At 42.1% G+C, this 13,501-nt stretch carries 12 protein-coding genes; 3 read left to right on the plus strand and 9 right to left on the minus strand.

What is annotated here, in order from left to right; translation table 11 throughout:
• Positions 1-191: 191 nt before the first annotated feature.
• The 3 genes from ACHA8N_RS00105 to ACHA8N_RS00115 form a co-directional block, all read right to left on the minus strand.
• Positions 192-644: a JAB domain-containing protein gene (locus ACHA8N_RS00105; protein ID WP_393964347.1), complete on the minus strand. Its 453-nt coding sequence runs from the start codon at positions 642-644 to the stop codon at positions 192-194.
• A gap of 428 nt (positions 645-1,072) precedes the next feature.
• The gene (locus tag ACHA8N_RS00110) at positions 1,073-3,622 is read right to left on the minus strand and encodes a heavy metal translocating P-type ATPase (RefSeq protein WP_393964382.1); all 2,550 of its coding nucleotides are present in this window, start codon (positions 3,620-3,622) and stop codon (positions 1,073-1,075) included.
• Positions 3,623-3,696: 74 nt separating this feature from the next.
• On the minus strand, positions 3,697-4,032 hold the full coding sequence (locus tag ACHA8N_RS00115; protein WP_251135787.1) for an ArsR/SmtB family transcription factor: 336 nt from the start codon (positions 4,030-4,032) through the stop codon (positions 3,697-3,699).
• Positions 4,033-4,182: 150 nt separating this feature from the next.
• Here ACHA8N_RS00115 and ACHA8N_RS00120 point away from each other — a divergent pair, with 150 nt between their 5' ends.
• Both ACHA8N_RS00120 and ACHA8N_RS00125 read left to right on the plus strand, forming a co-directional pair.
• The gene (locus ACHA8N_RS00120) at positions 4,183-4,728 is read left to right on the plus strand and encodes a copper resistance CopC family protein (protein WP_393964348.1); all 546 of its coding nucleotides are present in this window, start codon (positions 4,183-4,185) and stop codon (positions 4,726-4,728) included.
• Positions 4,725-5,822: a copper resistance D family protein gene (locus ACHA8N_RS00125; protein WP_393964349.1), complete on the plus strand. Its 1,098-nt coding sequence runs from the start codon at positions 4,725-4,727 to the stop codon at positions 5,820-5,822. Before ACHA8N_RS00120 ends, ACHA8N_RS00125 begins: the two co-directional genes overlap by 4 nt.
• 337 nt (positions 5,823-6,159) lie before the next feature.
• On the opposite strand, the gene ACHA8N_RS00130 is transcribed toward ACHA8N_RS00125, so the two are convergent.
• From ACHA8N_RS00130 to ACHA8N_RS00145, 4 genes are all read right to left on the minus strand, one after another.
• Complete coding sequence (locus tag ACHA8N_RS00130; RefSeq protein ID WP_393964350.1) at positions 6,160-6,585, minus strand: disulfide oxidoreductase; 426 nt, start codon at positions 6,583-6,585, stop codon at positions 6,160-6,162.
• Entirely contained in the window at positions 6,578-7,258 is a 681-nt protein-coding gene (locus ACHA8N_RS00135) for a DsbA family protein (protein WP_393964351.1), read from the minus strand. The genes ACHA8N_RS00130 and ACHA8N_RS00135 overlap by 8 nt, the downstream gene beginning before the upstream one ends.
• Before the next feature lie 94 nt (positions 7,259-7,352).
• Positions 7,353-8,267: a cation diffusion facilitator family transporter gene (locus ACHA8N_RS00140; RefSeq protein WP_393964352.1), complete on the minus strand. Its 915-nt coding sequence runs from the start codon at positions 8,265-8,267 to the stop codon at positions 7,353-7,355.
• An 852-nt stretch (positions 8,268-9,119) separates the two neighbouring features.
• A complete protein-coding gene (locus tag ACHA8N_RS00145) occupies positions 9,120-11,126 on the minus strand; it encodes a copper-translocating P-type ATPase (RefSeq protein WP_393964353.1) in 2,007 nt (668 codons plus the stop codon).
• A gap of 428 nt (positions 11,127-11,554) precedes the next feature.
• Here ACHA8N_RS00145 and ACHA8N_RS00150 point away from each other — a divergent pair, with 428 nt between their 5' ends.
• Entirely contained in the window at positions 11,555-12,058 is a 504-nt protein-coding gene (locus tag ACHA8N_RS00150; RefSeq protein WP_318092285.1) for a PCYCGC motif-containing (lipo)protein, read from the plus strand.
• Positions 12,059-12,098: 40 nt separating this feature from the next.
• Here ACHA8N_RS00150 and ACHA8N_RS00155 read toward each other — a convergent pair whose 3' ends face one another.
• A complete protein-coding gene (locus ACHA8N_RS00155) occupies positions 12,099-12,776 on the minus strand; it encodes a response regulator transcription factor (RefSeq protein WP_318092284.1) in 678 nt (225 codons plus the stop codon).
• Between the two features lie 318 nt (positions 12,777-13,094).
• Positions 13,095-13,421 (minus strand): four-helix bundle copper-binding protein, encoded by a 327-nt coding sequence (locus tag ACHA8N_RS00160; RefSeq protein ID WP_318092283.1) that lies wholly within the window; start codon positions 13,419-13,421, stop codon positions 13,095-13,097.
• Between the last annotated feature and the right edge of the window lie 80 nt (positions 13,422-13,501).

A 13,501-nucleotide genomic window follows, 5' to 3' on the forward strand; every position in this document is an offset into this window, starting at 1 on the left:
AAGACGATTCGAAGCCTCTCTGGCCCGCAGTGGATTCGTCCACTGCGGGCTTCTTTCCTCACTTGGATTTGGTACAAATCCATTCCGTATCTGCTTGTACATCCTTCAAAGAAAAACGAATCCGTTTTTCGTCCATGCTTTACGCGCGGACAGGACGGGAGTGTCCCGCCTGTCTACGCTGAAGGGTAAATTTAGAGCAATCCTTGAGCTTTTAAGCTGACGTAATCGTCTCCTGCCCCGACGACGATATGGTCAAGCAATTGGATACCGATGATGCGTCCGACTTCCTGCAAGCGTTCCGTCACCTCGATGTCCTCGAGGGATGGCTTCGGGTCACCGCTCGGATGCTGATGGCTGACGATGAGCGACGTCGCATTGTTGAGAATGGCGGACTTAAAGATTTCACGTGGGTGGATGATACTCGAGTTGATACTCCCGACATGTGCCCGGTGAACGGCGATGACCCGGTTCTTCGTGTTCAGCAAGATGACGAGGAATACCTCACGGTCATCGTCCTGAATGAAGCGTCTAGCAACAAGGAAGGCGTCCTCTGGTGACGTGATATGTGTCGTCTCGAGGGCGACATCCGGTTCACGGACCTCTTGGCGGATACGGGTGATTTCAACGAGTTTGGTAAGTTTCATGGAAAAGCTCCTTTCGCAAGTGGGATGCAGTCCGACACGGTGCCGTCCTGTTGACGGGAACGCAGCGAGCGTCGCGAGACGGGGCAAGGGTGACCGCAGGGAAAGAGCAAAAAAAGCGGACAGCGCACCGGGACGAAGGCTTCCGGAGCCCGCGAGCGAAAAGCTTGCTTTGAGTCAAAACGCGGAGGAAGACGAGGAGCGGCAGCGGCTTTTTTTGATGGCCCTTGCGCCGACGAGGAGCGAGCTAGAGTACGGAAACAGGACGGCTTGCGGTCCCTTTCATCAGACAGAGCCGTACGCTCTGTTCCACGCTCTTAATATCATGTTTTGAGTATGCAAATCAGAAGAAAGCACCCAATCATCTCCAGTGATTTAGAGAACCGGGTGCTTCATCTTTTTCGTGTTCAGAGTCGCAGGTTGCTAGACCATCAAAGTGTTCGCTTTTTTAATAATCGAAGGGCATTCAATGTCACGAGTACCGCTGCACCTGTATCGCTGAGGACAGCCATCCACAACGTCAGCCATCCAGGGAAGACGAGCATCAACGCGATCAATTTAATGAGAATTGAAAAAATAACGTTCTGTTTGATGATCGTCAACGTGGCTTTACTTAAGTCCAATGTATAGGATAATTTGTTTAGGTTGTCTGCCATCAACACGATATCCGCCGTTTCAAGAGCCGTATCCGTCCCGGCTCCCCCCATCGCAATGCTGACGTCCGCTGTGACGAAAGCAGGTGCATCATTGATACCGTCACCGACCATTGCCGTTTGAAACGATTGTCTCCTCATGTCTTCGACGATACGGACCTTTTCTTGAGGCAAAAGGTTAGCATGCACTTCATCCAAACTCAGTTTTTTTCCAATACGTGCTGCTGCACCTGCATTATCACCAGTCAACATGACTAATTTTTTAATTTTGATTTTTTCCTTCAACTTGCGTATAGCGTCGACGCTCTCGTCTCGTACTTCGTCTGAAAGTATAAAAAGTCCGAGTAAGTCGGCGTCACTTCCGAGAAGAACGACGGTCTGCCCTTGCTTTTCAGCATTTTCAATAGCTGAATCAAGCATTCCCAACTCATAACCCATTTCACGAAACCATTTCACGCCTCCAATATGATACAGGATGTGTTCAAATTCACCCGACACGCCATTCCCGACACGATTTATGACAGTGTCCGATTCAAGTGGTTGTACACCTTCTTGGACCGTATGTTCAGCGATTGCTTTTGCTAAGGGATGACTGGAATGCCGTTCGAGTGAGTGTGCGATGCGTAAAGTATGTTCACGATTGTCTGATAGCAACATGAACTGCTGAACAATGGGTGTACCTTTTGTCAGTGTTCCTGTTTTGTCGAAGGCGATGGCATCTATCTTCCCTGCCTTCTCTAAGAAGACACCGCCTTTGATCAATACACCATTTCGTGCAGCATTCCCGATTGCCGTCACGATTGCGACCGGTGTCGAGATGACGAGTGCACACGGACAGGCGATGACAATCAGTTCCAAGCCTTTATAGAACCACTCCCCCCAACTACCAAGTTGAAGTAATGGTGGGACGATCATGAGTAACAATGCGCCTAAGAAGACGAATGGGGTATATATTTTTGCGAAACGATCGATGAAGGCTTCGCTTGGTGCTTTATTATCCTGTGCTTCTTCCACCAATTCGATGATATGAGCAAGCGTCGTCTCCTGATATGTTTTTTCGACGATCATGTCGAACGAACGATCCATGTTGAGCGTCCCGGCGAATACTTGATCCCCTTCACTTTTGTCGACCGGAATCGATTCTCCTGTAATCGGCGCTTGATTGATGGTCGTCGTCCCTTTCAAGATCATTCCGTCCAACGCGACCTGATCACCTGGTCGAATCCGAATCTTCTCTCCGATCCGCACCGCTTCCACTGATTTCCGTATAACGCCCTCTGCTGTCAGCACGAATGCTTCCTTCGGGGAAAGTTCGATGAGTTTCTGAATTGAATTCCGCGTCCGGGCAAGTGAATGATTTTGGAGTAGGTTCCCGATGGCAAAGAGGAAGACGACAGTCGCCCCTTCGAGCCATTCACTAATGAGTGCTGCACCGATGGCCGCCACACTCATCAACACGTTCATGTCGAGCGATCGGGCGCGAACCGCATAAAATGCGCTCCGGAAAGCTTTCCATCCACTTAGGATCAATGCGATTCCGAACAGCGCGTTCGGGAGATAAAGAACCTCTATGGTTTGGAGGAGTAGCCCTAATCCAATCAGAATACCGGATAAGACCAATGATATCCCCTCGAATGAACGTGTTGAAGGTTCCGAAGGCTCTTCTCCCTTGATGTGTCCATCAAAGCCAATCTTATTTAGCTCATTTTTCACCTGTTGTGCATCAAGATGATGTTCGATCTCCATTTCTCCACGTGCAAAAGATACCGTGACAGTCTGCACATCATTTATTTTTTGGAAATGCTGCTCAATCGTTTTAGCACAACTACTACAATCCATCCCCGAAACCGCATACGTCTGAACATGTTTTTCCTCTTTATTTGGAACAATAAGTTGAAATCCTAACTTCTTCACTTCGTTTTGAAGCCGACGATCATCCAGTTCTGATTCGCTCTCGATTTTCAAACGGGCCGCACCGTAGTTGACGGACACTTTCTGGTACTCCGCTATCGTCACTAATCCCTTCTCAAGAGTCGCTGCACAGGATGGACAATCCATCCCTTCTATTCGGTAGGTATGAGTTGTATGATCAGGCTGAATCAAATCCGAAGACACATTACCCGAAGAACAACAGGGATCTGTGTCCGACTTTTTTTCCTCTGTCTTTGATATCGTGCTACAGCAAGTATCCTCTTCCTTAGGAAGGGAAGATTCGGTTTGAATGCTCGTACCGGCTATCTCGGATGTCGATTTCGAACAGCAACTCGACTGTATATCCTTTGTGCGGAGTCGATCGTCCTCATTCGAGGCACAGCACGTAATTGCTATTGATGTAGAAACATCTTTCGGTTCACTTGCTTCGCTTTCCTTTGTAGAGCTGTTGTTACAACAGGAACGGGCCATCATTCCGCCTCCTCGATGTGATGTTCACAACAAGCAGATTCCTGTCCGATTTCGAGCGTCAGTGTCCCGAATAGTCGTAACAGTTCCCTGACTGTCTCGTTGCGTAGGGAGTAATAGCCATACTTTCCCTGCGTCCGTTTTTGAATCAATCCGCATCCTTTTAGACAAGCTAGATGCTGTGAAACGTTGGACTGATTCCCTTGGACCGCCTCGACGATTTCTGTCACGGTCTTTTCACCATCATAGATACACTCTAGGATTTGAAGTCGTGTTTTATTAGAAAAACCATGAACGACCCTCACCTTCAAGTCCAATGGTTCCAGTAATTGTTCCAAAATGTTCACTCCTTTTTCATATTCGTTTTCATTAATATGTTATCATCATATTAGCATTTACTAATGTAAGCGTCAAAAAAATATTGAGGATGTCTGTTTCTATCCTTTATGATTTTGACCGTACACAACAAACTTAAAGGAGTTGATAAGATGCCTCGAATAAACTATCTACTGTTACTGCTATCAGGAATCCTCTTGTGGTGTCCTGTCCAAGTCTCGGCTCACACCGGGCTCGAATCCTCCACACCCCAGGCAGATGAGACCGTTCCGCCTACAGACACCATCACGTTGGACTTCGAGACGAACATCGAAGCCGGTGGAAGTATTCAAGTATTTGATTCCACTTCTTCGGATGCACTGAAGGGAACTTTTACACAAGAAAGGCGACGTATGACGTTCCAGCTCGATCGAGAGCTTACATCTGGTCGGTATCGTGCCGAATGGAAGATCATCGGTACAGACGGACATCCTATTGAAGGAACCTATCTGTTCACTATCGCAACCCAAACGACCTCGAACGAAACGGTCGATCAGCCGAAACCTATCCAACAGAAAGACGCCGACATGGAAACAGTGAAGACGACAGCGTCTCCCGCTGAAGAAACTGATTTCTTTCCATTCCTAGTCGCCGGTGGATTACTTATCATGTTACTGTTCTTTTTTTATCAGATTGTTTTAAAGGAGCGAACAAAATGACTTTGCTCTATATTTTGGGAGATACATTGCTGTACACCTGTTTTGCACTGTTGATCGGTTATTTCTCGTTACAGCTCATTCCCCACACTTATCGACCTGATGTACCGTTCCCGATAAGATGGATACGACTTCTCATCGTATTAATTCCTGTCTTCTTTTCATTATCGGTCATACGTATCGTACTTTATTTGCAAGAAGACATCGGACTATGGTTGACAGTGCGATCCGTTCTGCTCACATTCGAAGCTGGTAATGCCTTGATCTTGATGACAATCTGGTGCGTATTACTTTTTCTGGTCATTAGGACTACGCCGCTCCATTCCGGACGCTTAACGGTTGCTCTTTTTTTGTTACTTGCCATGATCGTTACACTCGCATGGTCCGGACATGCCTCCAGCATCACAGGTGCAGAAGGATTACTCGTACATACCGCTCATGCTTTATCTGTCTTCATTTGGACAGGCGGCTTACTCGTATTAGGCTTTTCCAGCACAACGACTCCTCATTGGGACGACGTGTTGGAATGGTTCAGACCGCTCGTGACACTATGCTTTTTGATCATTCTCGGATCAGGTATCTATTTGATGTCCGTCGTCGTGAAGGTAGACGACTATCCGAATTCATGGATTTTGCCGTATGGTCAAGCCTTACTATGGAAACATGTCTTGATTCTCCCTGTGCTGATCATCGGTTTCATGAATGGGAAGTGGAGTTATGCATCTTCCAAACAAACGCTTAAAGTCAAACAGATGAGAATGCGTATGGAAGGCACACTGATTCTCTTCATCTTCGCAGCAACTGCATTGCTCGGCCAGCAAGAGCCACCTCACTCCGTAGAGGATACACTCAAATCAAGCGGGGCCGGACAGCTGTCTGCTTTCGTCTTCCCTGATCTACGCTTCGCATATTCAAACATTGCGTTTGAACCAGGGATGACATCCGTCTTGTTCCTGGTGATTGGTCTTCTTTTCGGGGTATTGCTCGTATTCCTTCTGAGAAAAACCAACGAAACGATAAAAACAGTTTTTTTAGGAATAGGAATGTCTATTTCCTTATTTTTAGCTTTCTTGTATAGTATTTCGTTGACGTTTTGATTAAATAAATTCAATTTAGTATCTCGTTGATCAAGAGTTTTAACGATACACCATCTTCCAGTCGTATGAAAAAAAGAAAAATACTCTCAATCAAATTCCAGGTGTTATTTCGAAAGAATTACGAACATAAAAAAGACAATGTCTCATTTCGAAAGTGAAATGAGACATTGTCTTTTTTTGCTATGATCGATTTTCTTTTCCTTGTCCCGTCGATTCAATCAGAGAATGAGGTATAAATTAAAAAAGAAACTTTTATGTTTTGCCTCTTTATGTTCTAGTCGTACTCCTGACATGAAGAAAATCGCTAGATGAGATGAAGGAACTCTCTCTTATTAACTTAATTTTTTTTAAACGCTTGTCGAACTCCAATCATAATCAGGGTAATTAGCAAAAATGCCGTCAGGGCAAGGAAGGGAATCGTTATGAAACCTAACCAATTGATATATTGTATGTTGCAAGGGACACCTTGAAGACATGGCTTGATCTCAGCAAACCCCGGAATCTTTTGAACCATGTAATGGTATACAGAAATTCCTCCACCGATAAGAGTAAGTGGCAAAGCATATCGCACTACACCTGAATCATTATGAAATACAGCGATGCCGAGGATGATACTAAGCGGATACATGAAAATCCGTTGTGACCAACAGAGCTCACACGGTATGAATCCACGAATTTCACTGAAATAAAGGCTACCGAGTGTCGCAGCGAGTGAAATGATCCACGCTATATAGATACCATGACGTCGTATCTGCTCATTCATCGGCCGTTACCTGTTCTTCAATCACACGGGAAATCGTCTCGTAATCAAATGGATCTTCGAGTTTGACACCATTGATTACGATCGTCGGTGTGAGCTCGACACCGTGTTTTTTAACGAGTGCATCGTCCTTCGACACTTCATCAAGGATGTCCGCCTCATTTCTTAAATCAGATGTAAGTTTTTTCTGGTCGATTTTTGGTACTGATTTTTCAGCAATTTTTAACAAAGATTCTTCAGTCACCCATGGAGCATCATGCTGTTCAACTCTCGGCTGTGCCTCATAAATTGCCTTATGGAATGTCCAAAACGCCTTCTTGTCTTGGCGATAAACAGATTCTGATGCCTTAGCAGCCAAAATGGATTCTTCCCCATGGAATAAAACGTTGATATAGCTGAACTGCACCTTACCAGTGTCGATAAACTCATTTTTCAACTTCGGATAAACTGTTTCGCCCCACTGTTTACAAGACGGACACTTGTAGTCTCCGAATTCGACGATTGAAACAGGAGCAGATTTTTCGCCTTGTGTCGGTTGACCGTCTATATCTATCGCCTCATTTAGGACCGTACTCTTTTTTTCTTGAACGGCATTGTTCTTAATCAAAAACATGGAAAGAACTACTAAAAAAACGATAAGCAACGTTATAACAACTAAACCTTTCTTTTGTTTCATAACATGATTCGACCTTCCTACTGTCTGATGCCCATCAGAAAAGGAAAAGGTCAACACCTCCTTTTATTTGGTTAAAGTATTTTATAACGTTCATTTATCCATGAGCGTGACTCTCATGTAACGCATGCGAACATTCATCAATCCCTGTACGTTCAATCTGAATCGTCAGATTTTGTAAACCAAACTGATCATGAATCAACGCACGCGCATGTCTAAGTACATTTGTTCGCGCTTCATCCGATTTGACTACTACATGGCAACTTAGTACATGATAGTCAGATGTAATAGACCATAGATGAAAGTCATGCACTTCTTCTACCTCCTCTATGGCGAGTAACGCCCTTTTGATTTCACTGGCATTCAAATTCAACGGGACACCTTCCATCAAAATATGCCATGAATCCTTTGTTACACGCAGACCACTGATAAAGACAAGAATCGCGACTACTATGCTCGCAATCGGATCAGCTATCGTCCAACCGAAGAATATGATCAGCACTGCCGCAATAATGGCACCAATTGAGCCTAGCAGATCTCCGATCACATGTAAAAAGGCACTTCTGACGTTCAAATTTTTGTCTTTGTCCGCACGCATGAGGATGAAGGCGACAACAATATTAACTAGCAAGCCGATAGTTGAAATGATCAGCATGCCTGAGCTGAGAACTGCAGGGGGTTCAAGGAGACGTCGATATGCTTCATAGAAAATATAGAGTGCGATAGCAATCAACGTGATTCCATTCAAGAAGGCCGCTAAAATTTCAAAACGCTTGTATCCGAACGTCTTGTGATCCGTAGCCTGCCGTTGTCCGAACATTAATGCTGTTAGACTGAGTCCGAGTGCAGCTGCATCACTTAGCATGTGTCCGGCATCTGAAAGTAAAGCCAGACTATTGGTCCAGACACCTCCAATAACTTCGATAATCATGAAAGAAAAAATCAGTATAAAGGACAATCTCAGTGCCTTTATATTTACGTTATTATGACTGTGGTCATGATCGTGTGCCAACAGAATCGCCTCCTCTTAACTTTTAATTTCTAACATAACTATAGCACAACAACCACTACATTCAAACATTCATTTGAATATAGTGGTTCGAATTTTGGTGCTGCATAAAATATATTTGGGAGTGACAACCGGAATTACAACATGGTCAGAGAACTGGCATGTACCATTTTCGACTTTACATCCTCTAAGACGGTAAAGGAGTACTCATTTTTACTTTTTTTAGAATTTAGAAAGTGCAAATCGAAAAGAACAAAAACTTGGAAGGAACAGGAGAAAATCTTATACCCTCTAGTTTACTTACATGATTGAAAATTTCCTCCTATAAGAACTACAGGTTTCTAAAAAAATATTCGATCTCAATTTAATATTTCATATGTAAAACGACCCTTTTATATAATCATGGTAATAAAAAATGATACTAATGGAATTGACATTCCACTACTATCATTTGGATGATAATCTATTTTTACTATTCAACCTACACGATTTCCGTTTTTAGTGCTTAGGGTGGTAGGTTGTTAGACTATCAAAGTGTTCACTTTTAATAACCAAAGGGCATTCAATTTCACGAGAACTCCTGCCTCTGTATAGCTAAGGGCATCCATACATAACCTCAACCTTACAAGGAAGACGAAGAGCGATCTAGAGTACTGAAACAGTAAAACTTCCAGTGCCTTTCAATAACACAGAAAGGTACTGCTCTGTTCCATGTTCTCTATATAGATCACAATCACATATTCTAATAAAATTAAAATCGCGTGTACAAAAGTCTTAGAATACTCATAGACTTTTTACACGCGATCAAATCCAGTACTTGACCACTAGTAATGTTTTTAATCACTTCAAATGGTTTTATATTTTTAACATTCTAGCATTTACAGCAACAATGACGGTGCTAAGACTCATTAGTACTGCCCCAATCGCTGGAGATAAGATCACACCATAGGGAGCTAGAACGCCTGCTGCTAGTGGTATTGTTATAATGTTATAACCAGCTGCCCACCATAGGTTTTGAATCATTTTGTTATAAGTGCTTCGGGAAAGTTCAAGAATAGCGAGAACATCCTTCGGATTACTTCTGACCAGTACGATATCAGCGGTCTCAACTGCCACGTCGGTTCCACTACCAATCGCAATCCCTACGTCAGCTTGCGCCAGTGCGGGTGCATCATTAATGCCATCACCGACCATGGCTACTTTCCTACCTTCCGATTGGATGTTTTTTACTTGTCTTGATTTATCATCAGGTAAAACTTCTGCATGAACTTCGTCAATACCTAACTGTTTGGCAACCCAATGTGCGACCTTTTTATTGTCACCGGTGAGCATGATTGAATTTATGTCTCTGTTTTTAAGAGCAGTCACAGTCTCTTTTGCTTCTTCTCTTACTAAATCAGCAAGTGCAATCATTCCTAGTAGTTGCTTGTTTTTCAATACAAATATGACAGTCTTTCCTTCTTCAGATAATTTTTCAAAAGCGAGCTCATCAATCGTTATTTTTTCTTGACGAATATATCGAGGACTCACTACACGAATTAATGTACCCTCTATTTTTCCTTCCAATCCGATTCCTGTCATCGACATAAAATCTTCAACCGATGGAAGTGATAGTTGTAGCTCTTCTGCTCTTTTCACTACACCTTTAGCAAGAGGGTGTTGGGATGAACGTTCGACTCCAGCTGCTAGACGAAGTAGTTCGGTTGAGGAAATTTTATCAGCTGGCACTATATCAGTCACTCCAAAATTACCTTGCGTTAAAGTACCTGTCTTATCAAAAATAATGGCGTCTAATTTCCGCGCCTCTTCAAACTGTGTCCGATTTCGAATCAATAACCCTTTCTTAGCAGCCAAGGCCGTCGAGACAGAGACGACCAATGGCGCTGCAAGTCCTAGTGCATGGGGACACGAAATGACCATGACAGTCACCATACGCTCGATCGCAATACTGAGCGGATATCCTAGTGCAAGCCAAATGATGAATGTCAGTACACCGGCCAAAACAGCGACGTAGAAGAGGATTTTTGCTGCACGATTCGCTAAATTTTGTGTTTTAGATTTAGATGCCTGCGCTTCGCTGACTAATTCGATTACTTTTGATAGATATGTGCCTTCACCCGTATTTTTCGTTTCAACGGTCAAGCTTCCTTCTTGGTTAATGGAGCCAGCAATTACGTTATCGTCCACTTTCTTTTCGATGGGAAGAGATTCACCTGTCAGCATCGATTCATCAACTGTCGTTGCTCCTTTTATTATCTTACCGTCAACTGGAATTTGCTCCCCAGGTTTGATCAGAATCACGTCACCAGTCTGTAATTCCGACACCACAATATCTTCTATTTTTTCATCATCAATTCGATGCGCAATACTGGGTAACAATTTCACTAATTCTTGTAGCGCGTTAGACGCGCCCATGATTGACTTCATTTCAATCCAATGTCCTAAAAGCATAATATCTATGAGCGTTGCTAACTCCCAGAAAAAGTCATGTCCCTCTCCTAGACCTAAGATGATGCCAACACTATAAAAGTATGCAACGCTAATCGCTAAAGCGATCAACATCATCATCCCCGGATTTTTTTGTTTCATTTCGTCTAAGCTACCTTTTAAGAACGGCCATCCACCATAGAAGTAGACAATTGTGGATAAAGAGAGCAAAACAACGTCGTCATACGGAAAGCTAATGTTGATACCCGACCACTCTTGAATCATTTTGGAAAGTAGCAGGATTGGAATAGTCAATATTAACGATACGAGAAATCTTTTCTTGAAGTCTCCAATCATTCCTTCATGTTCATGATGTGAAGCACCCATTTGTTGATCTTCATGCTGAGTATGTTCGTGATCGATATGGTGATCCATAAGAAAGCCCCCTTTTACGTACTGTATACCCGTATGGTGTATATATAGATATCCTACTCATATAGAGTGACCTATCGTTTTTCTTTAAATTATTTTTATATATAAAATGTATTTTGACACATTAAAAATTAAAAACTATCATACAGGTAGGGTATATCTTTTAAAATAAGACCCTTTTTTGAAGAAGACTATTTAGCGTAAAAAAAACAAGTGCTGGAACTTTAAAAGGGATTGAAGGACAAGTTCGAGGTATACATCAAACGATTGATGACGATTCGTGAATTAACTGAACCAATGAAAACTATGCTCGAATGGATGAATAGATATTATCATGAACAGAAAAATGAGCTACTAGAAAATACGAAAAATGCTTATTCGAAGGCTTTGTTTTATGCACCTACAAAATTATCTCGAGGGAGAATAGCATCGTGAAACTTAACATACTCTTAAAAAGCGTAAGCCTTATTAGCCTATCCTTGATCGCGGTCGGTTGTGCTCAAGACCCGACGAAGTCTTCTACTGACAATCCTTCAAAGGAAGTCAATCATGCGAAACATATGAGCGGTGACAAGATTGAAGAAACATCCTCATCGTCGATACTCCCTACGTTTTTAAAAACTCAACCTGAAGATGTACGAAATGTTTATCAAGCTGTAGCGAAAAATCGTAAACTACTAGAGAAAATGCCTTGTTATTGTGGATGTGGTGAAACAGTCAATCACAAAAATAATTATGATTGCTTCATAGAAGAAAATACGACGGATGGGTCGGTGAAATGGACAAGCCACGGGACAACATGCAGCACATGTCTTGAGATTGCTGTAAAGTCTATTTTGAAGCAACGGGATGGAGAATCGATTAAAGATATTCGTTCTGAAATCGATTCTTCCTATAAAGATGGCTACTCGAAACCGACACCCACTCCTTTATGATTTTTATAATGACACTTTTGCTTATCTAGCAAGAGTGTCATTATGTTTCATCCTCACTCCAACGATATCCTCTTCCCCAAATTGTTTTCAGATGGCTATCAATTGGATAATCTAACTCTCTTAACTTCTCTCTGATCATTTTAATATGAGAGTCCACTGTCCTTGGATCCGATTCTGATGTATAAGACCAAACGAATTCGTAAAGCTCCAATCTGTTGAATAGTCTTCCTGGATGTTGAAGAAATAACCTCAGTAACGCATGTGCTTTGGGTGTGAAATCAATCGACTTACCATCTAACACAATTAAATCGTTGCTCTCATCGAACGTAAGTCCTTGGTATACAACGGGTTCCTTTGCTTTTCTTCTCATGACAGATCGAACTCTTGCTAGAAGTACGTCCCCGTTAAATGGCTTTGTAACATAGTCTGTAGCTCCAGCATCTAGTCCTTTGACGATGGATTCAGCGTCATTTAGAGCCGTTATCATGATGATAGGGACTTCGGGATGAGAATCCGTTATCTTCTTACATACTTCGAACCCATCATACATTGGCATCATGACATCCAGTAAAATCAAATCGAAGGTTTCTTTTTTCACTTTCTCTAAAGCTTCAATCCCGTCATTCGCCATACTACATTCATATCCTATTGGTTCTAGATAGAGTCTTAATAATTGCCTCATTCTTATTTCATCATCAACAATTAATATTTTATCCATCCTAGTCACCACCTTTTACATGAAAATTTAATTCTGAATGATTGTTAAGCTATTTCCTCATAAATTTCACGAACTTTCTATATAATCAACTCAAACTATGAGATGGAGTTGATTTTCATGAGAGCGTTTATGAAGAGTTTAATCGTTGTCCTCTATGTATCCTTCTTTTTTCTAACCATATTACTGGTCTATAAAGGTTATGAGATTTTTCATAACTAAGTATCGTAATTCTTATAAATAAAGGAGCATCACCTTTTTAGCTCATACCTTTTTGTCAGTATAGAGGCATAGATGCTCCTTCATTTTTCACGCTAATCTTTAAGCAATCAATTTACGACAGACTTTTGCACATTCATTACAGGCTTCAGCACACTTTTTACAATGATCGTGATCATGTTTCGAACATTCGTCGGCACATTTTTCACAGATTTCAACACAGCTTCTAGCAAGAACACTGATATTGCTGCTGTTTCGAGAAATAGCTTGTACTAAAAGACTACAAATTTCAGAACAATCTCTATCTAAACGTATGCACTCTACCATCGAAGAAACATGATGTTCACTCAAACACGCATCAAAACATTCATTACAAGTCACTATACAGTTGTGTAGAACATCTAAGACTTCTTTTTGTCCAGTATTCATTTAAAAAAACCTCCATTTTTCATCTTTTTTATTTGAGTTACACAAAGCCTATTTCCTTAATTTGTGAAGAAAAGATGAAA

Origin of the sequence: Exiguobacterium sp. S22-S28 (assembly GCF_043359615.1) — a bacterium.
Taxonomy (GTDB): domain Bacteria; phylum Bacillota; class Bacilli; order Exiguobacteriales; family Exiguobacteriaceae; genus Exiguobacterium_A.